Annotated in this window: 26 protein-coding genes; 3 read left to right on the forward strand and 23 right to left on the reverse strand. The window is 69.0% G+C overall.

Going from position 1 to position 21493, the window contains the following annotated elements:
* Window positions 1-217 precede the first annotated feature (217 nt).
* Window positions 218-991 (reverse strand): isoprenyl transferase, encoded by a 774-nt coding sequence (locus tag ACWDR3_RS01600; RefSeq protein ID WP_450349885.1) that lies wholly within the window; start codon window positions 989-991, stop codon window positions 218-220.
* A gap of 749 nt (window positions 992-1740) precedes the next feature.
* Between ACWDR3_RS01600 and ACWDR3_RS01605 the strand changes: the two genes are divergently transcribed.
* Window positions 1741-3015: a winged helix DNA-binding domain-containing protein gene (locus ACWDR3_RS01605; protein ID WP_450349886.1), complete on the forward strand. Its 1275-nt coding sequence runs from the start codon at window positions 1741-1743 to the stop codon at window positions 3013-3015.
* A 27-nt stretch (window positions 3016-3042) separates the two neighbouring features.
* On the opposite strand, the gene ACWDR3_RS01610 is transcribed toward ACWDR3_RS01605, so the two are convergent.
* A complete protein-coding gene (locus ACWDR3_RS01610) occupies window positions 3043-3849 on the reverse strand; it encodes a methyltransferase domain-containing protein (RefSeq protein ID WP_450349888.1) in 807 nt (268 codons plus the stop codon).
* Between the two features lie 119 nt (window positions 3850-3968).
* Between ACWDR3_RS01610 and ACWDR3_RS01615 the strand changes: the two genes are divergently transcribed.
* Window positions 3969-4457 (forward strand): DinB family protein, encoded by a 489-nt coding sequence (locus tag ACWDR3_RS01615; protein WP_450350107.1) that lies wholly within the window; start codon window positions 3969-3971, stop codon window positions 4455-4457.
* A 56-nt stretch (window positions 4458-4513) separates the two neighbouring features.
* On the opposite strand, the gene ACWDR3_RS01620 is transcribed toward ACWDR3_RS01615, so the two are convergent.
* The 9 genes from ACWDR3_RS01620 to ACWDR3_RS01660 all read right to left on the reverse strand — a co-directional run bounded on the left by ACWDR3_RS01620 (window position 4514) and on the right by ACWDR3_RS01660 (window position 11928).
* Window positions 4514-5467 (reverse strand): LLM class flavin-dependent oxidoreductase, encoded by a 954-nt coding sequence (locus ACWDR3_RS01620; RefSeq protein ID WP_450349889.1) that lies wholly within the window; start codon window positions 5465-5467, stop codon window positions 4514-4516.
* Between the two features lie 40 nt (window positions 5468-5507).
* Window positions 5508-6095 carry a dihydrofolate reductase family protein gene (locus ACWDR3_RS01625; protein ID WP_450349890.1) on the reverse strand — a complete coding sequence of 196 codons (588 nt, stop codon included), beginning with the start codon at window positions 6093-6095 and terminating at the stop codon, window positions 5508-5510.
* Between the two features lie 37 nt (window positions 6096-6132).
* The gene (locus ACWDR3_RS01630) at window positions 6133-6810 is read right to left on the reverse strand and encodes a hypothetical protein (protein ID WP_450349892.1); all 678 of its coding nucleotides are present in this window, start codon (window positions 6808-6810) and stop codon (window positions 6133-6135) included.
* A gap of 38 nt (window positions 6811-6848) precedes the next feature.
* Window positions 6849-7460, reverse strand: a complete 612-nt coding sequence (locus ACWDR3_RS01635) for a hypothetical protein (RefSeq protein WP_450349893.1) — start codon at window positions 7458-7460, stop codon at window positions 6849-6851.
* A 114-nt stretch (window positions 7461-7574) separates the two neighbouring features.
* Window positions 7575-8927: a hypothetical protein gene (locus ACWDR3_RS01640; RefSeq protein ID WP_450349895.1), complete on the reverse strand. Its 1353-nt coding sequence runs from the start codon at window positions 8925-8927 to the stop codon at window positions 7575-7577.
* On the reverse strand, window positions 8924-9256 hold the full coding sequence (locus ACWDR3_RS01645; RefSeq protein WP_450349896.1) for a hypothetical protein: 333 nt from the start codon (window positions 9254-9256) through the stop codon (window positions 8924-8926). The genes ACWDR3_RS01640 and ACWDR3_RS01645 overlap by 4 nt, the downstream gene beginning before the upstream one ends.
* A gap of 137 nt (window positions 9257-9393) precedes the next feature.
* Window positions 9394-10428 (reverse strand): hypothetical protein, encoded by a 1035-nt coding sequence (locus ACWDR3_RS01650; RefSeq protein ID WP_450349897.1) that lies wholly within the window; start codon window positions 10426-10428, stop codon window positions 9394-9396.
* Complete coding sequence (locus tag ACWDR3_RS01655; RefSeq protein WP_450349898.1) at window positions 10416-11075, reverse strand: hypothetical protein; 660 nt, start codon at window positions 11073-11075, stop codon at window positions 10416-10418. Before ACWDR3_RS01655 ends, ACWDR3_RS01650 begins: the two co-directional genes overlap by 13 nt.
* A gap of 223 nt (window positions 11076-11298) precedes the next feature.
* Window positions 11299-11928, reverse strand: a complete 630-nt coding sequence (locus tag ACWDR3_RS01660) for a hypothetical protein (RefSeq protein WP_450349899.1) — start codon at window positions 11926-11928, stop codon at window positions 11299-11301.
* Window positions 11929-12043: 115 nt separating this feature from the next.
* Here ACWDR3_RS01660 and ACWDR3_RS01665 point away from each other — a divergent pair, with 115 nt between their 5' ends.
* Window positions 12044-12433 carry a DUF192 domain-containing protein gene (locus ACWDR3_RS01665; RefSeq protein ID WP_450349901.1) on the forward strand — a complete coding sequence of 130 codons (390 nt, stop codon included), beginning with the start codon at window positions 12044-12046 and terminating at the stop codon, window positions 12431-12433.
* A gap of 10 nt (window positions 12434-12443) precedes the next feature.
* Here ACWDR3_RS01665 and ACWDR3_RS01670 read toward each other — a convergent pair whose 3' ends face one another.
* From ACWDR3_RS01670 to ACWDR3_RS01725, 12 genes are all read right to left on the reverse strand, one after another.
* On the reverse strand, window positions 12444-12809 hold the full coding sequence (locus ACWDR3_RS01670; RefSeq protein WP_450349903.1) for a hypothetical protein: 366 nt from the start codon (window positions 12807-12809) through the stop codon (window positions 12444-12446).
* A gap of 8 nt (window positions 12810-12817) precedes the next feature.
* Complete coding sequence (locus ACWDR3_RS01675; RefSeq protein WP_401713496.1) at window positions 12818-13465, reverse strand: OmpA family protein; 648 nt, start codon at window positions 13463-13465, stop codon at window positions 12818-12820.
* 8 nt (window positions 13466-13473) lie between these two features.
* The gene (locus ACWDR3_RS01680) at window positions 13474-14064 is read right to left on the reverse strand and encodes a hypothetical protein (protein ID WP_450349904.1); all 591 of its coding nucleotides are present in this window, start codon (window positions 14062-14064) and stop codon (window positions 13474-13476) included.
* Window positions 14065-14094: 30 nt separating this feature from the next.
* Window positions 14095-14754 (reverse strand): pilus assembly protein TadG-related protein, encoded by a 660-nt coding sequence (locus ACWDR3_RS01685; protein WP_450349905.1) that lies wholly within the window; start codon window positions 14752-14754, stop codon window positions 14095-14097.
* Window positions 14754-14948, reverse strand: a complete 195-nt coding sequence (locus ACWDR3_RS01690) for a hypothetical protein (protein WP_123998023.1) — start codon at window positions 14946-14948, stop codon at window positions 14754-14756. Before ACWDR3_RS01690 ends, ACWDR3_RS01685 begins: the two co-directional genes overlap by 1 nt.
* Before the next feature lie 148 nt (window positions 14949-15096).
* Window positions 15097-15903 carry a response regulator gene (locus ACWDR3_RS01695; RefSeq protein ID WP_450349907.1) on the reverse strand — a complete coding sequence of 269 codons (807 nt, stop codon included), beginning with the start codon at window positions 15901-15903 and terminating at the stop codon, window positions 15097-15099.
* A complete protein-coding gene (locus tag ACWDR3_RS01700; protein WP_450349909.1) occupies window positions 15900-17456 on the reverse strand; it encodes a sensor histidine kinase in 1557 nt (518 codons plus the stop codon). The genes ACWDR3_RS01695 and ACWDR3_RS01700 overlap by 4 nt, the downstream gene beginning before the upstream one ends.
* A 17-nt stretch (window positions 17457-17473) precedes the next feature.
* On the reverse strand, window positions 17474-18361 hold the full coding sequence (locus ACWDR3_RS01705; RefSeq protein WP_450349911.1) for a DUF5936 domain-containing protein: 888 nt from the start codon (window positions 18359-18361) through the stop codon (window positions 17474-17476).
* A 24-nt stretch (window positions 18362-18385) separates the two neighbouring features.
* Window positions 18386-19330, reverse strand: a complete 945-nt coding sequence (locus ACWDR3_RS01710; protein WP_450349912.1) for a type II secretion system F family protein — start codon at window positions 19328-19330, stop codon at window positions 18386-18388.
* A 9-nt stretch (window positions 19331-19339) separates the two neighbouring features.
* On the reverse strand, window positions 19340-20677 hold the full coding sequence (locus tag ACWDR3_RS01715) for a CpaF family protein (protein ID WP_123998028.1): 1338 nt from the start codon (window positions 20675-20677) through the stop codon (window positions 19340-19342).
* Window positions 20678-20689: 12 nt separating this feature from the next.
* Complete coding sequence (locus tag ACWDR3_RS01720) at window positions 20690-21094, reverse strand: TadE/TadG family type IV pilus assembly protein (protein ID WP_450349914.1); 405 nt, start codon at window positions 21092-21094, stop codon at window positions 20690-20692.
* Between the two features lies 1 nt (window position 21095).
* Entirely contained in the window at window positions 21096-21419 is a 324-nt protein-coding gene (locus tag ACWDR3_RS01725; RefSeq protein ID WP_450350108.1) for a pilus assembly protein, read from the reverse strand.
* Window positions 21420-21493 lie beyond the last annotated feature (74 nt).

The raw sequence follows: 21493 nt of genomic DNA on the forward strand, positions 1-21493 counted from the left end.
CTGGTGCAAAGGGCCTCCCGGGCGGACGGCCCCGTGCCGTCCGCTGAGATCCGACACCCGTGGTTCGGGCGTCGACCTGCTTGGCTTATGCCCTCGAACATGCGCCGCCATGCCACGGCATATGACGGCGCCCCGGTGAACTCCTTGTTACTTCCGCCCCAAAAGGGATGGTCCCGAAGTCGCCAGGACCGCCCCGCCGGCCCCGGCCGGCCCGCCGTCAGCCTCCGTAGCGGCGGTGGCGCAGCGCGTAGTCGCGCAGTGCGCGCAGGAAGTCGACCTTGCGGAAGGCCGGCCAGAAGACCTCACAGAAGTAGTACTCCGAGTGGGCCGACTGCCACAGCATGAATCCGGACAGCCGCTGCTCGCCGCTGGTCCGGATCACCAGATCGGGGTCGGGCTGCGCACCCGTGTAGAGGTGGCGGCTGATCATGTCGACGGAGACGGAGTCGGCGAGCTCCTCCATGGAGTGGCCCTTGTCGTGGGCGTCGAGCACCATCGAGCGCACGGCGTCGGCGATCTCCTGCCGGCCGCCGTAGCCGATGGCCACGTTGACCACTATCCCGTCGACCAGCGCGGTGGCCTCCTCGGCCTCCTTCAGCGCGGTCTGCATCTGGCCGGGCAGCAGGTCGGGGGTGCCGACGTGGTGCACGCGCCAGCGGCCGTCCGCGGCGAGGGTGCGCACGACGTCCTCGATGATGCCGAGCAGCGGGCCGAGCTCGTCCTGGGGCCGGTCGAAGTTGTCCGTCGACAGCAGCCAGAGGGTGACCACCTCGACGTCCGTCTCGGTGCACCAGCCGAGGAACTCCTCGATCTTCTCCGCGCCGGCCCGGTGGCCGTGCACGGTGGTGGAGCCCGCGGCCTTCGCCCAACGGCGGTTGCCGTCCATGATGACGCCGATGTGCTTGGGCACCTGAGCGTGGTCCAGGTGGCCTTCCACCCGGCGTGCGTAGAGCCTGACCAGCAGGCCGCGCAGCTTGTCGCGCAGGTTCACGTGATGTCAGCCCCTCCGTACGGTGGCGGTCCCCGCGTCCGGCAGCGTACCGCTGCCTGGCCGCACCCGAGTTGGGGGGTCCGGCGGTCGAGAACGCGGTAGGTGAGACGCGGTGCTTGAAGTTGCGGTGCTTGAGGATGCGTCGCCGAGTGCAGGACGGCGGGGGCCGGTCGAGCGGTTCCCGCGACCCCCGGGTGCCTGCCGTGAGCGTCCGCTCCGGGTGTCCCTGTCCGCCCACATAAAACGGGCCGGTCCGTGGGGGGGAGACGGACCGGCCCGAGGGGGGGTTTCCACCATAACCCTTCGTAAGTGATGCTGCGTGCATCGGCGTGCCACAACTACTCTCCGGAATCGAACGGCGACGCGCCGATGGCCGCAGAAGGGCCCTTTCGTGGCGCACGCATGGCCGAAACACAGCGGATTCCCAGGGGTTTCGCCCGTCCCCCGGGTGGGTGACCCCGTCGACGAACGCTCACTTGACGCGCACATGGGCACAAACGGACGGTCACGGAGAGACAAAAAAATCGGCACCGCGCAGCCCCCTCCACTGCGCGGTACCGCCCGCGCAGCTTTGCTCACGCGAATTACCTTGGTACGAACTTACGTGAGCCATAGGCCCAGATGCGAGCCGACCTCGATAACAATGTGGAAACCCCGCCCCTGCCTGCGAATACGCCGTCGGCGAGGGCTGCGGGGCCGTCATGCCATGGCGGACACGAGCTGTCCTACTCCCCCTCTACCGTCGGTCCATGACCCTGACGATCACGTGGAAACAGGCGAGCGCGCGCCGCATGGAGCGGCAATTCCTGGCCAACCCGGCACCGGAGGGCACACCGGCCGCCGATGTGGTGAGCGCCATGCTCGCCACGCACGCGCAGGTGCTGTCGGCGGCGGAGATGTCGGTGGGGCTGCGGTCGGTCGGCCTGACGCGGGCGGACGTCCGGACGGGGGTGTGGGGAGACGGGTCGTCGGCCGCTTCGGCGACCTCGTCGGCCTCCTTGGTGAAGACGTACGGCCCGCGCGGGACCGTGCATCTGCTCCCTGCGCGTGAACTGTCCCTGTGGTGCTCGGCGTTGCCGGCGGTACCGGGCGGGGCGAGCCCGTTCGCGCCGGACGTGCGGGTCACCGAGGACCAGGCACGGCAGATCGTGGCGGCGATCGGCGACGCGCTCGACGGGACGCACCTCACCATCGACGAGCTGAGCGAGGCGGTGGTCGCCCGCACCGGGCCCTGGGCCGGCGACCGCGTGATGCCGGCCTTCCAGGACCTGTGGCCGCGCTGGCGCCAAGTGATGCACCGGGCCGGCCAGTCGGGCGCCCTCTGCTTCGGACCGAACCGGGGCCGCAAGGTGACGTACACCCGCCCGCCGCACTTCACCCCGCGCCCACCGGACGAGGCGCTCCACGAACTGGTGCGCCGCTATCTGCACGCCTACGGCCCGGCGACCCCGGCGCACTTCGCCAAGTGGCTGGCGGCGCGGGGCGGTTGGGCGACCGGGTTGTTCGGGGAGCTGGCGGCGGCGGGGGAGATCGAGGAGGTGGCGCTGGAAGGGGTGGCGTCGGAAGGAGCGGCGCTGCAGGGGGTGGCGTCGGAGGGGATGGCGTTGGAGGGGGCCGTGTCCAAGGGCGCCGAGAGCGGGGGTGCTGGAGGCGCGTGGGTCGTGGCCGGCGACACCGAGTTCCCGGCGGAACCCCCGCGCGGGGTGCGGCTGTTGCCGTACTTCGATGCCTACGCCGTCGCCGCGCAGCCTCGAGAGCTGCTGTTCCCGGGGGCCGCGTACCGAAGGGCCCTCGCGGGCGGCCAGGCCGGCAACTTCCCCGTGCTGCTGGTCGACGGGGTGGTGGCCGGGGTCTGGCATCAACGGCGCCGTGGACGCCGTACGACGGTCACGGTCGAGCCGCTCGGACGGCTGACAGCGGGCCAGGAGCGGGAGTTGGGCGAGCGGGTCCGACGGGTGGGGGAAGTGCTGGAGGCGGAGGCGGAGTTGGTGGTCGGGGAGGTGACGGCGGGGCCGCACGCGTGACGAGGGCGTGGTGGTGGGCAGGTGCTCTCAGGCGAGGGGCTTGCGGGCGTCGAAGAGGTGGCGGGTGCTGTGTGCGACGAACGGGCCCTCGGACTCGATGCGTTCGTGCAGGGCGCGGAGTCGGTCCTCGTACTTCTCCGCGGTGAAGTCGGGGACCATCCAGATCACCTTGCGCAGGAAGTGGACGACGGCTGCGATGTCGTAGAACTCGATCCGCAGCTTCTCGGCGCGCAGTTCGGCGACTTCGAGACCGGCGGCCTCGGCGGCGGCGCGCTCGCGGTCGGGATGGCGGGCGTTGCGGGTCGCGTCGGGTTGGGTGCCGAGGAAGTACTCGACCAGTTCGTAGACGCTGCTGGGGCCGACGTGTTGGGCGAAGTACGTGCCGCCGGGTCGGAGCACGCGGGCGATCTCGTGCCAGTGCGCGCGCACGGGGTGTCGGCTCACGACCAGGTCGAAGGCGCCTTCGGCGAAGGGCAGTGGCGCGTCCTCGTCCGAGGCGACGACGGCGACACCGTGCGGGCGGAGCAGGGCGGTGGCCTTGGCGACGTTCGGGGGCCAGCCCTCGGTGGCGGCGGTGAGGAGCGGCCGCCGGTCGGCGCCGGGGAGTGGGCGGGGGACGGAGGCGAGGGCGAACCCGAGGACCTCCCCTCCCCCGGTCTGGATGTCGAGCGCGGCCGTGGCTCCCGCGAGCCGCTCCGCCATCGAACGGGCGTACCCCCAGGAGGGCCGCGCCTCGCTGGCCCGCCCCTCGAACCAGGAGAAGTCCCAGCCCGCGGTGGGGACGGCGACGCCTTCGGCGACGAGGTCTTCGAAAGTGCGGCGGTGTCCGTCCATGAGGTCATCGTGGCAGGGCGTTGTCAGTGGTCGCTGCTAATTTTTCGAGCATGACGACTGGGGATGAGGCGGGTGCGAAAGCTGGGGACGGGGCGGTCGCGGGCACGGCGACCGCGGGCATGCCGTACGCGGGCGGTGAGAAGGAGACGCTGCGGGCGAGCCTCGACCAGCACCGGGACGCGGTGCTGTGGAAGCTGGAGGGGATGGACGACGAGGGACTACGGCGCCCGATGACTCCGTCGGGCACGACTCTGCTCGGCCTGGTGAAGCATCTGGGGTCGGTCGAGTACGGGTGGTTCGTGGAGACCTTCGGCGGCGAGACCGAGCCGCTGTGGTTCGACCCGTACAGCGACGAGGACATGCGCGCGGACCAGGGCGAGACGACCGGGCAGATCGTCGAGTTCTACGGCCGCGCCCGCGCCGCCGCCGACCTCATGATCGCCGAGCGGTCGCTGGACGACCTCGGCCGACCGCCGTGGCGGAACCACTCCGTGTCCATGCGCTGGACCTTGGTCCACATGATCGAGGAGACGGCGAGACACGCGGGGCACATGGACATCGTGCGGGAGTTGCTCGACGGGGCGGCCGGGGACCATCGCCGGGACTGACGTGTCTGCCTGAGCGATGGTCTCGGCACGAGGGGTTACGGAACGAGCGGCAAGGTCTACGGGACGAGGGGCCGGACCTTCTCCGCCACGAACCGTACGAATCCCTCGGGGTCGGGCTCGTCGCCGGTCGGCTGGATGATCACCGTGTCGGCACCGGCGTCGGCGAGCCGCTGCACGGCCTTGGCGACGGCTCCGGCGTCCCCGGCGACACCGAGGTCGGGGACGGACTCGACGCCCTCGGTGGCGAGTTCGGCGCGGAGGCGGGCGGGGCCGTCGGGGCCGGTGGCGGCGAGGAGGTAGACGACGACTTCGTGCCGGGGGGCTTGGGGGGCGCGGGAGGGAGTGGCGGCGGAGTCGGCGGAGGAGGAATCGGCGGAGGAGGAGTCGGCGGCCTGTTGCCGCTGCTCGTTCCCCCGGTTGATCCCCTCGTCGATGAGCTGACGGGCCCGGCGTACGCCCTCGGGCGGGGTACTGGCGGTCAGGACGGTGCCGTCGGCGGCCTCACCGGCGAGGCGCAGCGTGCGGGGCCCGGTGGCGCCGGCGAGAACGGGAACCGGTCCAGCCGGCGGCCAGTCGAGCCCGACGTCGTCCAGCTTCACGTACCGCCCGCTCGTGGTGACCCGCTCCCCCGCCAACAGGGCGCGCAGCGCGACGAGATGCTCACGCAGCAGGGTCACGGGCGACTCGACGCGGGCGCCGACCTGGCCCATCCAGTCCTGCACGCCGTGGCCGACGGCGAGGATCGGGCGGCCGGGGAACATGCGGTGCAGGGCGGCGGCCTCCATGGCGGTGACGGCGACGTTGCGCAGCGGGACGGGCAGCAGCCCGACGCCGATCCGCACCCGTTCGGTCCAGGCGAGGGCGGCCGCGGCGGTGGAGATGCCGCCCTCCCGGAAGCAGTCCTCCCACAGCCACAGTTCCTCCAGCCCGGTCTCGTCGGCGAGCCGGGCGACGGAACGCAGTCGCTCAGGGGGCAGTTGGGGCCGGAACACAGCGCCGAGTCCAGTCATGGACCTTTCCTACCCGGCGCGGGGAGCAGGAACAACACCTTTACGCCGAGTCGCCGCTCTCGCTCCCTCCCCTGCCGTAGCGGAGCAGCACGACGCCGTTGCCGAAGACGCGGTTCTCGAGAAGCCGGAGGGAGGAGGCGATGTCGGCCCCTTCCGGGAAAAGCCGGGTCCCCTGCCCGACCAGCGCGGGATGAATGTACAACCGCAACTCCTCGACAAGCCCGAGCCGCAGAAACTCCCCTCCCACACCGGCCCCACCGACCCAGAGATCCCCTTGGGCCCCCTCTTTGAGCGCCGCGACCTCTTCGGGCACGATCTCCCGCACCACGGTGGCGTTCCACTCGGCCCGCGCGAGCGTCCGCGAGTACACGACCTTCGGCAACTCCCGCCAGATCCCGGCGAACTCGACGGTCACGGCATCGGCACCGGGCTCGGCGTCGGCGGTGGGCCAGAAGTCGGCCATCAACTCATACATGACCCGCCCACTGAGCAGCGCGCCCAGTCGTCCGATCTCGTCGTTGAAGTGCTGATGGAGTTCGTCGTCGACCGTGTGCCAGGAGATGTCTTTGTCGGGGCCTTCGATGTAGCCGTCTAGGGATACGGACATCATCAGAACGACTTTGGGCATCTGAGACTTCTCCTTCTCCTGGCTCACGTCCTGGCCATCATCCCTGGGTGTCCGCCGCGAACGGGTCGTCGAAACTCACCAGTTCCGCGATCTGGCGCAGGAGCCTGCGGAATGGATCCCGGTGGGTCGTGGCGGTTGTGCTGAGAGTGAGGAGCGCCAGGCTCGTACCGTAAGGGTGCGGAACGTGGGCGTGGAGTTGCAGCAAAGGCTCCTGTGGAAGGCCTGAGTCCGCACTGGGCACGCGGACGCTCTCACTGAACGAGGCCGGGCCACAGGGCATTTCGGCGTACTCGACATGGGTGTGGCCCTCCGCAGCGGTGACTGCACGGGCTGCGGTGACACCTCGGGGAGCCCATGTGGTGTTCACCCAGGTGATGGTGAACAGGGAGAACAGCATGCCGACGTCTCCGTCGCCGGTGTCGTCGCGGTGCAGACCCAGGGAGCAGTGAACAGTGCCGGCCGTGCGCAGGGTGGCGAACAGCCGCTCGGCGAAGTGGAGATCAGCTACGAATCGCTGTCGCGTTGCCTCGTCGGGGGCTGTGGCCAGGAGAGGTTCCATCACCTCCCGCAGTACCTCGGAATTCCGGGAAGCGGGCTCGGCGGCGAGGGCGTCAAAAGGCCACGAGATGAATCCCGGCGGCTTGAGGAACCAGATGCCGTCTCCCTCTGTCCTGGCGCTCGGATGAATGACGAGGTTCGGCATGGGCGCCGTCATGGTTCGCGGGACTCCGTACAGGTGGGGTGTCGGTTGCGCTAGAGGTGCGGTTGCGGGATGTGGCCGACCTGTACGGCACCTGCGCGCTGGGCTCGCTCGATGTCCGCGGATGCGGCACCCCAGTTCTCCGGCCTGGAACGACGGTCGAACACCGGGCGCTGGTAGAGAAGATGGAGACGCTTGGGCATCTTGCCGCCCCGAGCGGGCGCGGCGATGACCGCGAGGAAGCGCGGGTCGCCCGCGAACCAGAGAGGTTCGATCTCTGCTCTGCGCTCGGGCTTGGTACGGGGGCCGTCCATGCGCCTCAGCCACCAGTACGACCGCTGGTGCTTGATGAACACCAACGGGATCTTCGTATCCGGGTCGGCCGGATTCCGAAACTCGAACCAGATGCCGTCGTCCTGCGCACCGGGGTATTTCCCGATTCCGTTGGGCACACCTTCGAGGATCTGCCATGTGTACGCGCGCAGGATGCGGCGCATACGGAAGGCCCAGGGAAAATAGGTGAGTTGATTGACGGACCGGTAGAAGCCGTAGAGGAAGTACGGCACAAAGATCCAGACAACCCAGTCGGGGGTGTACGTCGAGACGCCCAGCAGGGCGATCCAGCTGGCGGGCCAGCCGACGAGTCCGATCACGTTCATGGCCATGTGCCCCGTCCACGCATGACGGGTGGGTGGATGGTCCCACGCCACAGGATGGTGGATCGCATTCATCTCAGGGTTGCCTTCCCATTCGGTTCAGGGAGTTGAGCAGCTTGGGGTCTATTGGAATGCGCGTCGAGCGAGGTCCACCGTCTCCGCCACGTCGACGGGTCCCAGGAAGAGGCCGTCCGCCGCAGTACCGGAATTGGCCACCCCGTCGCTGTCCAGCGAGTCGAACCGGCTGGCGGCCACACCGTACGAGGCGGTGGCGAAACCGGCCCACGGAGCGGCCGTTTCGACGACCTCGACGGTCTTGGCCAGACGAGGTGCCTTCTCCACCACCCACGTCGTGAACGGATTGTGCAGTTCGGTGAACTCCCTTGCTCCGGCGACGGTCTTGCCCCCGACCTGGCCGAACCTCTGGCCGAGCGTCAGAGCCTCACCGGCCTCGCTCACTCCTCTGAACAACAAGGGCGCTCCCTTGGTGACGGCCACCAGGCCGGGCAGTGCCCCAAGTCCGTCCGCCGCAACACCAATTGCGTTGCTCCAGAAGTCGGCGTCGAATTCCCCGTGCCGGACGCCGTCCCACAGAGACGTACGGACCTCCGGATTCAGCAGTCTCCCCGCGAACGCTCCCGCGCTCAACGCGGAGGCGGCCAGAAGCAGTACGGCCGCGGCGGTGCCGCCGGTGACGACGAACAGGGCCGCGATGGCGAGGCCGGCCGCCACCCAACTGAGAATGTCCGGCAGGTTGTCGACCAACCAGTCGAGCGCGTCCTCGAAGAAGCCCGGCTCGTGCGGCGCCAGTCTTCTCGTGGCGTCGCGGATCTTGCCGGCGCGGTGCCGAGCCTTCTCCTCGTGTTCCTCGGCGAGCTTCTTCGCCCTGCCGATGACCTTGTCGAGTTCGGCCTGCGCCTCCCCCACGGCCGTGTTCGCGCGCGTCAACGCCGCTTTCGCGTCGCTGTGCCGGGGGCCCTTCTCGTGCGCACCGAGGTCGTTCTCCGCATCGCTCGCGCGGCCTTTTGCCCGGGCGAGCGCGGCCTGCGCGTCCTTCGCGTCGCCGTCGAGGCGCTTGGCTCGCCGCTGGAACTCGTCGAGTTCGCCCTCCCACCGGTCGAGTTGCTTGGCCGCCTTGCGAATCGAGTGCGCGGCGTTCTTCAGATTGAGCGGCAGCGGGCCGTCACCGAGTTGCTTCCGAAACGCGACGGCGGCGTCGCCCCGCCAATAGCTGCCGTCCAGCAACTTGGTGACCAGGCCGTGGGTCTCCTCCAGCACCTTGGCGCAGTTCGTGAGCTTCTTCCGCAGATCACAAACGGTGTCGGTGCTGCCCGGCGCGGGGTTGAACCCCAGGTGCGGGTAGTTCGGATTGGCCGTCGGCCGCGACGACTTGAGTCCTTGCGGCCTGTCGAGGTCCGCTCGGGACCGAGGGTCGAGAGCCGCGCCCGATCGTTCGATTCCGGGGCTGTACGTCACCTCGCACCACTGACACCACTCGCCCCGGCATTGCCGCCCCGAGCCTTCTTCAGCGCCTCCTCCAGCGCCTTGTCGACCTCGCGGTAGCTGTCCCTGCTCTTACCGATGATCTCGGCGAGGCCCTCCGTCTGCTCGCCGATCTGCTCGGTGCCGTCCTTCCAGTCCTCCTGGAAGTCCTCGCAGGCAGAGTCCAGATCGTCTGTCCCGAGTCCGGCGACGGTCGCATCGCTCAGTGACCTGCGCAGTCCGTTGAGCGAGTTGCTCGACTTCTTCAACAGCTTCATGAAGTGCGCGAGTTCGTCGCCGTCGACGACCAACCGTTCCGCCATGCCCCGGTCCCTCTCCCCAGTTGATCAGCACCGATGGGAGGAACGACCGGGTCCGGGATTTGTGACGGACGGTGGGGCGCTCCCCTCTTTAGGGGGAGCGCTTACCGGTCAGGGTGGGGTGAAGTGGGGTGCCGTGCTCAGCGGTTGACTGCCTGGATTTCCTGTACGACGACGTTCTGGGTGGCGCCGAAGGTGCCGGGGTCGAGGTCGCCGCCCGGGGAGTTCGTGCCGGTCCAGCTGATGTTCCAGGTGACCGTGGCACGGAGGGGGAAGGTGTCGTCGCCCGAGGAGCGCAGGTATTTCACGCCGCAGGGTGGGGTCTTGCCGGCCTTGCCCTTGGCGTAGGGCTCGCCGATACGGTCGCCGTTGAGCGGGCAGACGCCGGACGCGGGGTAGGTCTGGGCGTCCGCGGTGCCGGGTTCGATCTTCACGGAGACCGGCGTGGCGGTGGTCGTCGCGGAGATGTTCAGCAGCGGGACGCTCGCCGTGACCGAGACCGGCTTGAACTTCGCCGCGTCCAGCCAGGCCCAGGTCGGGAGGTTCACCTTCGTGGTGTTGGCCGGGGCGAGGTCCATCTTCGTGGAGGGGACGCGGATCTCGGCGTAGGCGAGTTGCGCGAGCATCTCCGGCGTGACCGCCTCGGGGATGTCGGCGGGCGGGGCGTCGCCGGTGGCGACCCAGAAGTAGGGCTTCGTGCAGTTGAGCGCGGCGGGGTCGCCCTCGCGGCCCTGGGTGACGTACGAGTCCCACCAGAAGCCCTTGCCGGCCTGCTCCTTGTTGAAGTCCTTGTAGGGCTTGCCCTCTTCGTATGTCGCGCGCTGCTTGGCGTCCCACTCGTAGCCCGTCGAACCGGCTTCCCAGATCGGCTTGAGGTACTTCTCAAGTTGCTCGGGGGTGTATTTCGGGGCGTAGTAGCAGGCGGGCGGGGTCCAGGTTGTCGTGGAGGTCACCGGGCCCACGGATGCGCCGGAGCCGTTCTTGGAACGGTCGTAGACGATGGCTCCCGCGGTCGAGGTGAGCTTGTCGCCCTCGTTGCCGCCCTGCTCCTGGGTTTCGGAACCGGAGCCTTTTCCGCCGGGCACGAAATCGGCCCAGGCCGACGGGCTGGACGTGAACACCATGACGCCGGCCAGGACGGCGGTGCCGAGCGAGACTCTCCTTATGGCTGGCACTGAGCCGCCCCCCTTGTGGAAATGATCTGCGACGTCTGCCAGACACCGTCGGGGTTCTTGTCCAACCGGGTGTTGTAGAAGACGTAGCTGTTCTTGGTCGCCGGTGTCCTGGAGACCTTCCCGGTCTTCTTGTCCTTGCTGAAGCCCTTGCTCTCGTCCGCGCAGAAGGTGAGACCGGCCGAGGTCTTGCCGTTCAGCGTCACTTTGCGGTCGTAGTACCGGGCCGAGCCCGTCATCGTGGCCCCTGCGTCCTTGAACTCGGCGACCCACGACAGGGCGGCGTCCAGCGCCTTGCCGGTGTTGTAGTAGCCGATCGCCTCGCCCTTGGGATCGGTCCCGGTGATCGCGGCGTCGACGGCACGCATACGCTCCGCGTTGTCCGCCAGCACCGCGTCCTTGACCGCGTCGCCGGTCTTCGTGTCCTCGAAGTCGAGCGTCAGGTCGGACGGCAGCGTGATCTTCGGGCGGTCGGACGCCGTCGACGTCGACGCGGAGGGCGTCGGGGATGCCGAGGACTCCTTGCCGGTGTCGGCGCCTGCGATCTTGTCGTTCTTGCCGGAGCTGTCGTCGTTGCCGCATGCGGACAGCGACAGGGCCGCAGCGGCGGTCAGCGTGATCGCTGCGAGCAGTGTGGGGCGGCGGGTCACGGTCGGCTCCTGGTGGGGCGAGGCTTCTCTTGAGCGAACCAACGCTATCCAGCGGCATGGAGCGACACCAGGGTGACGCCCGTCAACCCGGGGAGCGTATGAGGTCAAATCCCCCACACCCGGGACCACTTGAGTCATTACAGTTACATAACGCGCCGACGTGTTCACGGTGCAGCGATGTGAGCCGATCATTCCACTCATGAACAAGCAAAGGTGAAAGTGTTCAGGGTTGGCACTTGGCGCTACCGCGCAGGGAAGTCAGCTTGCCCGCGACCCAGACGCCCTTGGCGTTCTTGCGGAGTTGTGTGGTGTAGAGGACGTAGTTGTCCTTGGAGGCCGGCGTCACGTCCGTCTTGCCGGTCTTGAGGTTCCGGTTATAGGCCTTGTTCTGGTCCTCGCAGTAGACGAAGCCCGCCGTACCGTCATCGCTGACCTTGACCTTCGCCTCGAAATAGCGCTTGGCGCCGGTGACGCGGTCCTTGTAGTCCACGAATTCCTGGATGAACTTCTGGCTTCCCGCCGCCGCTTCGCCCTCGGAGTAGTACCGGTACGCCTCACTGAGCGGGTCCTGCTCGGCGATGGCCATGTCCACCGCCTTGATGAACTCCTCGCTGTCGGCCAGCACCGCGTCCTCGTCCTTGTCGCCCGTCTTGGGCCAGTCGAAGGTGTACGAGAGGTCCGACGGCAGCTCGATCTTCGGGCGGTCGGACGCCGGCGACGTCGAGGGTGTCGGGGACGCCGACGGCTCCTTGGCGGAGTCGTCGGAGGTGTCGTCGTTGCCGCATGCGGACAGCGACAGGGCCGCGAAGGCGGTCAGTGCGATCGCTGGGAGCAGGGCGGGACGGCGGTTCACGGTCGGCTCCTGTGGGGCGAGGCTCGGGTGGAGTGGGCAACGTTAGCCAGTGGGGCGTTTCGGTGTGGGTACGTTCGGTGCGGACGGTAGGTCGGCCGGGTGAGAGGTTCTGGGGATGGCGCGGCGGTGGCGGGACGGGCGTGGGGTGTTGGTCGTGGGGGCGGACGGTGGGGTGGGGGGTGTCTCCGTTCCCCTGGAGGTCGCCACCTCCTATCGGGCCCGTACCAAAGGGCTGTTGGGGCGGGACTCCGTCGACGGGGCGATTCTGCTGTCGCCCGCGAATGGCGTGCATACCTTTCGGATGCGGATTCCGATCGATGTCGCCTATCTCGACCGGCGCCTCAAGGTCATCGCCGTACGCACCATGAAACCGGGGCGGTTGGGGCTGCCTCGGCTCCGGTCCCGGCATGTGCTGGAGGCGGAGGCCGGGGCTATGGCGGGGTGGGGGCTGCGGGTGGGGGGCACGGTCGAGGTGCGGGTGGATGGGGTGGGGGACGGGTTCTGAGGGGCGCGCCCTAACGGAGCCTGATGACCGGGGCCGCCGACGATACGTCCATCACGCCCCAGTCGCCCTCCACGTGGAAGGTCGAGCCGTTCCAGAGGAGGGCGTCGAAACCGCCGTAGTCCTTGGAGCCGGAAGCGTCCACCGCCGGAGGGGACCCCTGGCCCGACCACGTCAGCTCGCGTACTTGGGGGAATTGGATCGTGGCTCGCGCGTAGCAGGCCCGCTCGGTGGGGGCGGGTGGGTGGTGGGCCGGGTGTCCAGGGGTGAGGACCACTTCGACTTCGAAGGTGAGCACGCCGGGAGCGGCGCGGATCTCCAGGACGAAACTGTCCTCCAGGTAGACGTCCGCGAATCCGTCCAGCTGCTGGTAACTCACGCTCTCGGTCAGCTCTCCGTCCGCGGGAACGACACCTCCACCCGGCGGTTCTTCTTGCGGCCGTCCTCCGTGGAGTTGTCGGCGATCGGGTACTGCTCGCCGTAGCCGCGGACCTCGAAGGTGATGTTGGGGTCGTTGAGTTCCTGGTCCAGGACGTCCTGGACGGCGTTGGCGCGTTGGCGGGAGAGGACGTCGCCGTGGGCCGAGGAGCCGAGGTTGTCCGTGAAGCCGAAGACTCGGATTTTCGTGGCGTTCTGGTTTTTGATCTCCGTCGCGATCGAGGAGATGCGAGCTCTCGAATCGGCGCTCAGCTTCGCGCTGTTCTTGCTGAACAGGACCTCGGCCTGGAGGGCGAACTTGACGTCGGAGTTGGTGTCCTCGCGGCGTTCGTCGCCGCTCTGGTCCTCCACGACGGATTTGATGTCGAGGACCTTGGGCGTAGCCAGGGTGGCGCCTTCGGGGAGTTTGAGGTCGGGGTCGTTCGGGTCGACCTGGACGGGGGCGGAGGCGGAGGGTTCGGTGCCCGGGGGGACGCTGGGGGTGTCGTCGGCGTGGGCCCCCACCGCACCGTAGACATTGGCCGCGACCATGACGGTCGCCGCGGTGACGGCCACCAGCAGGCGCGGGGCCGTCGAGCGGGTGTGGGTACGGGTCATTGCCGGCCTCACCCGGAGATCTTGATCGTGGCGCTGGAGAACGTCGGCAGTTGGAGGGAGACCTCGGTCGTGCTCGCCGGTGGCGCCGGGAACTGCATGAAGACCGAGAGCTCCTCGCCCGCCTTGAGGATCGAGAAGCCCGTGGTCGTCAACGGGCGTCCCTCCGTGTCCCGTAGGACGTAGTAGCGCTTCTTCTCCTTGGAGTCCACGAGGGTGGCGCCGCCCAACGACCTGCCGTGCGCGACGACTTCGGTCTCGTCGCCGCGCAGGGCGGACGGCACGGTCACCGAGTTCGCGCTGTCGTTCTTCAACGTGCCGTTCACCGTGACGAATCCGCCGGCGTCGCGGTCCGCGGAAGTGACCTGGAGGAACAGGCCGTCGGAGCCCTTCAGTTCGGCCAGGGGGTCGTCCGACTGGCCTTCCTGGGCACTGGGGTCGGATCCGTCGTCCTTGGCATCGCCCTTGGAAGCAGAGGCCGTTGTCTCCGGCTTCTTGTCGTCACCGCTGCCGCCGCAGCCCGCCATGCCGACGGCCAGGCCGGCCGCGACGGTCAACGCGACCATCCCCCTGCGAGCCCGCGCAGTGAACCGAATGCTCATGCTTCTGCTTCCTTCGTCACTCGTCGTTCGCTATTGGTCGGCCAGATGGACGTCGAACAGGTCCTCGGGGTGCGGAAGTTCGGTGAGGTGCTCCGGGTCCAGGTCCCAGAACGCCCCGTCGTCGCAGGTGAGCCGTGGCAGCACGACGTCTCCCGCGTCACCGTCCCCCGGATCGCCCTCTCCCGGATCGCCGTCCCCGGGGTCCTCGGAGGGCTCCTCCGCAGGGGGGTCGAAGGTGCAGAGGGACTGGATGACGGCGGTGGCGTTTGTGGTGGACCGCTTGTCCTCCGTACCGGGGATGACGGATTTCCCGACGGTCCGGTTGGTCCTCACCTGGACCGTGAAGCCGAGCAGTCCCTGCGGTACGCAGCTCAGCACGGTCGCGTCGTTCTGCGCCGCGAGCTGGTCCGCACGCCCGCAGGAAGGTGCGAGACCCCCGACGTCGCCGTCGAAGATGTCCTGCCACTTCGTCGGGTCGAGGACGTCCGCCACCCACAGGTCCGCGAGCTGGTCCCGCCTGTCCTGGGCCGCCGCGAGGGCCGCCGCGTCGGCGGCCGTCTGGGCTCCGTTCCGATTCGCCGCGGCCTGGCCGACCGCGAGGTACGCGAACGCGAGGAAGAGCAGGGCTCCGACCACCGTGATGTAGATGGGGAACGCCTGCCCTGCGTCGCCGAGGTCGCGCCTGCGCATCAGCCCGTGATTTTGCCGATCTGCGTGGTGATCGCGTCGGCGATCGTGCCGCCGAAGTCCGTGCTGAGCAGCACCAGGATGATCGCCACGACCACCGCGATGATGCCCAGATACTCGACCGCCGTCTGGCCCTTGTCGTCGCGAGCGGCGCGGGTCCGCAGGTACGCGACGGTGGTGTTGATCCAGTTGCTCATGGTGTTCCCCTCCGGGTTCGGTGCCGGTGGCGCTGTCGTCACGAGAAACGTACGACGGAACACCCCGCCCGTCAGAGGGCCCCAGGGCCCAAATCCGGATCCGCTCCAGGTCCGGGACCCACGTCCTGCTCCCCTTGGTCCCCACCGGTCACCCCAATCCCCGTGCCGTGCCGAGCCACTTGGCGGCGGCCTCGGAGCGGCTGCTGCTGTGGAGCTTGGCGAAGATGCGGTTGATGTGGTTCTTGACCGTCTTCTCACTGATGAAGCACGTGGCGGCGATCTGCTGGTTGTTCATGCCGGACGCGATGAGGTCCATGATCTCCGCCTCCCTCGTGCTCAGTTGGTACCTCGACCTGTCGGGAGCTGCCGGACGGCCACTCGACCACCCAGACGACGACTGTCCCACATCCGGTTGCACTTGCGAAAGGTTTTCTGAAGAAATAGTGGAGACGAGAGGTGAGGAGTACCTGAAACCGCCAGCGGGGAAGGGTTCTTGAGGTGGAGAATGGATGACGACGGGGCGACTTGATTCGTATGCAATCGCACTTCCTACGATGTCCCGTACCGCCTCGACCAGTTGGTCCACCGTGAACTCGCCGTGCACCAGATAGCCGGCGGCGCCCCGGCGCAGGGCCTCCCGGACGATCTCCGGCTCGCTGCTGTACGTGAGCATCATGACCGGGGCGATGTCGACCAGGTACGGGAGCGCCGAGAGGCCGTCGACGCCGGGCATGCGGACGTCCAGGAGGACGACGTCCGGGCGGAGTTGACGTGCCGCCTCGTACGCCTCTCGGCCGTCGGCGGCCTCGGCCACGACGGCGATGTCCGCGCGGCCGGTGAGCAGGGCCGTCAGGCCCGCCCGGACCACCGGGTTGTCGTCGGCCACCACGACGCGCAGAGTCGTGTCGTCCGGCATGGGGCGGCCTCCTTTCGTGTCGTGGGGGGTGTGGCTCATGAGGGCGAAGCGGTGAGGGCTGCCAGCGGGAGTTCCAGTCGGACTTCCGTGCCCCGGTCGTGGTCGCCCCGGCCGATGCGGATGCGGGCGCCCACCGAGGCGGCTCGCTCGACCATGCCGACCAGGCCGAAGTGGCCCGCCCTGCGGAGCTGTTCGAGGGAGGCGTCGGGCGGGAAGCCGCGCCCGTCGTCGTACACGCTGATGCACAGCGACCGGCCGTGCACGCCCGCGCTCACGTCGACGCGGGTGGGGCACCCGTGCCGGTGGGCGTTCTCCATCGCCTCCGAGGCGATGGTGAGGAGTTGGCGGGCCACCGCCGGCGGCACGGGCGGCACGGAGTGCTCGCCGGTGGGGCGGTAGTGGGCCGTCACTCCGGTGCGGGCCCCGAAGTCCCGGGTGCGGGCGGCGAGTTCGACCAGGACGTCGGTGGCGTGGTCCGGGTCGGCCTCCCTGCGCAGGTCGGCGAGGAGCTCGCGGGACTCGGCCGCGGCTCTGCGGACCGAGCGGGCCACCAGTTCCGCCTGCTGTTTCACCAGGGCCGGATCCACGCGGTCGGCGCCCGCCGACGCCACGAGACCCTCCGCGGCCAGCGCCACACCGTGCAGGGTCTTGGCGACCGAGTCGTGCATCTCCCGGGCGAGGCGGGCCCGTTCGGCACTGACCGCCTCGGCGACGGCGAGACGGGCCTGGACCGTGGTCAGTGCCTGGGTGGCGGCGCCGAAGCGGAGCATCAGCAGACGCAGGGTGACCCCCACGGCCCCGGTGATGACACAGAAGCCCGGCAGGATCAGCGCCTCGGCGACCGTCGAATGGAGGTCCTTCGAACTCGCGTAGACCGTCACGAGGATGAGCCCCTGGAGCGACGCGAAGAGACCGGCGCCCCGCCAGCCGTAGACGAGGCCCGCGAGCAGCGGAGTGCAGACGCTGACGTACGCGAGGGTGCTGTCGGGGCCGGCGGCGACCAGGAGCAGCGCGGCGAAGAGCGTGTCCACGGCCAGCAGGGTCGGGTGTCGCAACAGGAGGGAGCCGAAGCGCTCCCAGTCGCGGAACAGGACGTACGACCCCATGAAGGTGACCAGTACGGCCGCCGCCACCAGGTTGGCCCCGAGGCCGGGGGCCGCGTTCAGGAGGGCGGCCGGGGCGGCCAGCGCGATCATGGCCAGGCGGAAGCCGAAGACCTGGCGGCACATCGCCTGCAGGGCGTTGATCTGGAGGGGGATCGGCGGTGCGGTCGAACCAGAGCCCGTGCCGCCTTCTCCATCGGGCAGCGGCGGAGGCCGATCGGCGTCGGCGGTCGTCGGAACGGGCCCCGGAACGGCCGCTGTCGCGGGCGGCCACGGCTCCCGCCGCGGTCCCGGTTGCGACGGCACCGCCCCGATCAGGACGTTCGACCTCTCCCAGCCCGGCGGCAGCGCCGGAGTCGCCGACGTCATCGGGACATCGGCCGCGCCGGTGCGCACGTGGGGCGCGAGGACGGTGCCCGCGGGGGGCGTCGTGATCTCCGGTGTCCGCGGGCGCCGTCGCAGCCGCCGGGTACGCTCCTTCGTCGCCATGGCTGTGGTCCCCCGCCCTAGTTGCCGGTGATGGTGCCGAAGTCCGTACCGGAGCCGAGGATCAGACCCGCGCCGAGCAGGATCATCGTGGCCGGGACCATGAAGGTGGTGATCACCAAGGTGGCCCTGGGGACCGCGCGGGCCGCCTTGCGGCGGGCGTTCTGCGCGTCCGTACGGCGCATGTCCTTCGCCAGCGAGACGAGCGTGTCGACGATGGGGGCGCCCAGCTCCTCGCCCTGCTGGAGCGCCGTCACGAACATCGCGACCTGTTCGGAGTCGTTGCGCCGGCGCAGTTCCGCGAAGGCCTCGCGGCGGCCCATGCCGAGGTCCATCTGGCGCAGGGTGATGCGCAGTTCGTCCGCCCAGGGGCCCTCGTACTTGATGGAGACCCGGTCCAGGGCCTGCCGGAAGCCGAGGCCGGCGCTCACCACGACGGCGAGTACGTCCAGGAAGTCCGGCAGCGTGCGCTCGATGACGTCCTTGCGGATACGGATCGCCGACCAGATGCCGACCTCCGTCCAGAACGCGCCGAAGGCGAGGAGGAGCAGCGCCAGGAGGAGGTGCCCCTTCATCAGCATCACCAGGGCGCCGAATCCGCCCAGGAAGCCGTAGACCGCGCGGCGGGCCGCGTAACGGTTGATCGTCAGGCCGCCCGGGTTGCCCGCGAGGTCGATCTTGCGGCGGTACTTGGCGACCAGCTTCGGACCCATCAGCCGCAGGACCGCCGGCGCGTACCGCATCCCGAGCCGGTCGACGACCGAGTCGACCGCTCCTGTGCGGGTGGAGCCGACCTCCAGTGCAAGTACCAGGTCGCTCGGCAGTTTCACGTCGGCGCGGTACATGCGGATGCCCGCGAAGACGCCCCAGACGCTGAGACCCATCGCCAGTGCGAGCAGTAGTGCCATCGGTTGTCCTCCCTCCCGGTTGTCTCAGACGTCGATACGCGACATGCGGCGGATCAGGATGAAGCCCACGGCGTACATCGAGAACGCGATGATCACGGCGGCCTGGCCTACCGGCGAACCCGTCATGCGCTCCAGGGCTCCGTCCTTGATGCTGTTCATCAGGAGCAACGACCCGAGTCCCAGCACAGGCACCGCATAAGAAGTCATATTCACCTGCGACAACTGCGTCCGAACCTCCCGTCGCGTCTCCTTCCGCTCCTCCAGCGTCTCCGTGAGGTTCCGCAGTGCCGTCACCACCTGGCCGCCCGCCCGGTTCGACAGAACCAACGTCGTGACGAGGACGACCAGTTCGCGGGACGGCAGGCGTTCCGCCATCTCGCCGAGCGCGTCGTCCATCGAGACGCCGAGCGCCAACTGGTTGGCCACCTTGGCCAACTCCTCGCCCGCCGGCGCCTCCAGTTCCTCCGCCGCCATGCCTATCGCCGTACGCAGCGCCAACCCCGCCTGTGTCGCGTTGGCCATGATGCGGGCCAGTTCGGGGAGTTGGTTGATGAACTTCTCGATGCGTTTCTGGCGTTGCCAGTTGAGGAACTGGACGGCCGCCCAGATGCCGAGGAGGCCGGCGATGGGGCCGAAGAAGGGGGCCAGAGAGGCCTGGCCGATGAGGAAGAGGCCCGCGACCGTGGCGAGCATGTAGACGAAGAACTCGCCGGGCGTGATGTCCAGGCCCGTTGCCGCAAGGCGGAGTTCCAGCTTGCGGCCCAGGCGCGTACGGCGCACCCGGCGGTCCACATTCACGAAGCGCCGGCGTCGGACGCCCGTCGGGATCTGGCCGGTGGCCGAGAGGCGGTCGACCAGGGCCTGGCGCTGGGCCTTGCCCTTCGTGTACGTGTGCAGGCCGAGGACGGCCAGGACACACGTCAGCAACGTGATGCCGGTGGTGAGCGTGACGAGCTGGTCCAGTTCCATCGGTCGGTCCTACCTGGCTTCTCGGGTGGTCAGCTGCGCCGCGGAGTTGGCCACTCCGAACGCCTGTGGGACGGGCTGGCTCGCCATGTAGAGGCGGTCGGCGGTGCGGCGCGGCAGCGGGGAGTACTCGAAGACGCCGTAGACGCGGCCGTCCGCCGCCATCGGCTGCGCGTGGAAGCGGGCCACGGTGGCAAGGCGGTACGGCTCGCTGCCGTGGCTGTCGAGGATCGCGATCTCGGTGATCCGGCGCGCGCCGTCGGCGAACCGGGTGAGCTGGATGATCACGTCGATCGCGCTGTTGATCTGGTCGTGCAGCGCCTCGAACGGGACCTCGACCTCCGACATCGACGCCAGCGTCTTCAGGCGCATCAGCGCGTCCTCCGCGCTGTTGGCGTGCACCGTGGCCAGCGAGCCGTCGTGGCCCGTCGACATCGCCTGGAGCATGTCCAGGGACTCGCCGCCGCGGACCTCGCCGACGACGATGCGGTCGGGGCGCATCCGGAGGGAGTTGCGGACCAGGTCGCGGATGGTGACCTGGCCCTGGCCCTCGACGTTCGGCGGGCGGGACTCCAGGCGGATCACATGGGCCTGCTGGAGCTGGAGTTCGGCCGAGTCCTCGATCGTGATGATGCGTTCCGACTCGGGGATCAGGCCCGAGAGGGCGTTGAGGAGAGTTGTCTTGCCGGTGCCTGTCGCGCCGGAGACGATCACGTTGAACTTCGCCTGTACCAAGCCCGCCAGCAGGTACACCATGTGCTCGTCGAGCGAGCCCAGGCCGACCATCTCGTGCAGCGTGAACGAGCGCGGGAAGCGGCGGATCGTGAGGGTCGCGCCGGTCAGGGACAGCGGCGGGATGATCACGTTGACCCGCTCGCCTGACGGGAGACGGGCGTCCACCATCGGATTCGACTCGTCCACCCGCCTGTTGACCGTCGAGACGATCCGCTCGATCGTCTGCATCAACTGGTCGTGGGAGGGGAAGCGCAGCGGGAGCTGTTCCACCCGGCCGCCCCGCTCGACGAAGATCGCGTCCGGGCCGTTCACCATGATCTCGGTGATCGACGCGTCCTCCAGGAGCGGTTCGAGGATGCCCAGGCCCAGGGCCTCGTCCACGACCCGGCGGATGAGTTGGGAGCGTTCGACCGTCGACAGGACCGGGCCCTCGCGGCTGATGATGTGGCCAAGTACCCGTTCCAGGCGGGCCCTTCGCTCGGCCGCCGCCAGCGAACTCATCTCCGCGAGGTCGATCTCCTCAAGGAGCTTGGACCGGTACGACGCGACCAGGTGGCCGTCCTCGCCCCGACTGCCGTTCTCCTCCGGGGTGTTGATACGGGACCGCAGACTCATGGTGCACCTCGTTCAGTGGTCGAGCGGCATGGTGGCGGTCTTCTGCGCGGTGCCGAAGTCCCAGCCCGGGACGATGGAAGGGATGTCGACGGTGGCGGTGACGGTGACCGCGTCGTCGCCGAACCCCTCACCACAGGAGGTGTTGTCCGCGAGCCAGTCGCTCACCGCGTTCTCGCACCCCGTCTGAGCGCTCTCCCGCAACGAGGCCGCCCGCGCCCCGGCCCGGGCCGCGGTGCCCGCCTGCTGCGCGGTATAGGCGATGAGTCCGATCTGTACGCCGGCCATCGCGACCAGGATCAGGACCGGGATGAAACCCAGGTACTCGATGGCGACTTGGCCCAGGTCACGCCGACCGCGGCCACGCCGGCCCCGATCGCGTCGCCCCTTGCTCCCGCCGCTCTCACCTTCGTACGACATCTCAGTCCTTCACCTCCTCCACCGCACCCGCGTGACCGATCACGTCGAAGGGGAAGCCGATCGCGCCGGGGAAGAGGACCGGGACTTCGAGCGTGACCGTGGCCCTGACGTAGCCGCCGCTGGTCGTGCACTCCACCTGGCCGTTCCACGCGTTCGGGAGCTTGTCCAGACCCGCCTGTTGGCACGCGGCATTTCTGGCGCCCTCCGGGACCTCCGTCCCCGCCCGTACCGCCTCGTCCGCAGCATTCCCCGCGAGCGTGAACGTGTATCCCAGGAGGACGAACTGCCACACCAGCACCAGCGTGATGATGATCAGCGGGGTCATGCCGAGCAGCTCGACACTCACCTGACCCGCGTCCCGCCGAACCGTCGGCAGCAGACCCGGAGCCCTCGATGCCC

Source organism: Streptomyces sp. NPDC001002 (assembly GCF_053599215.1).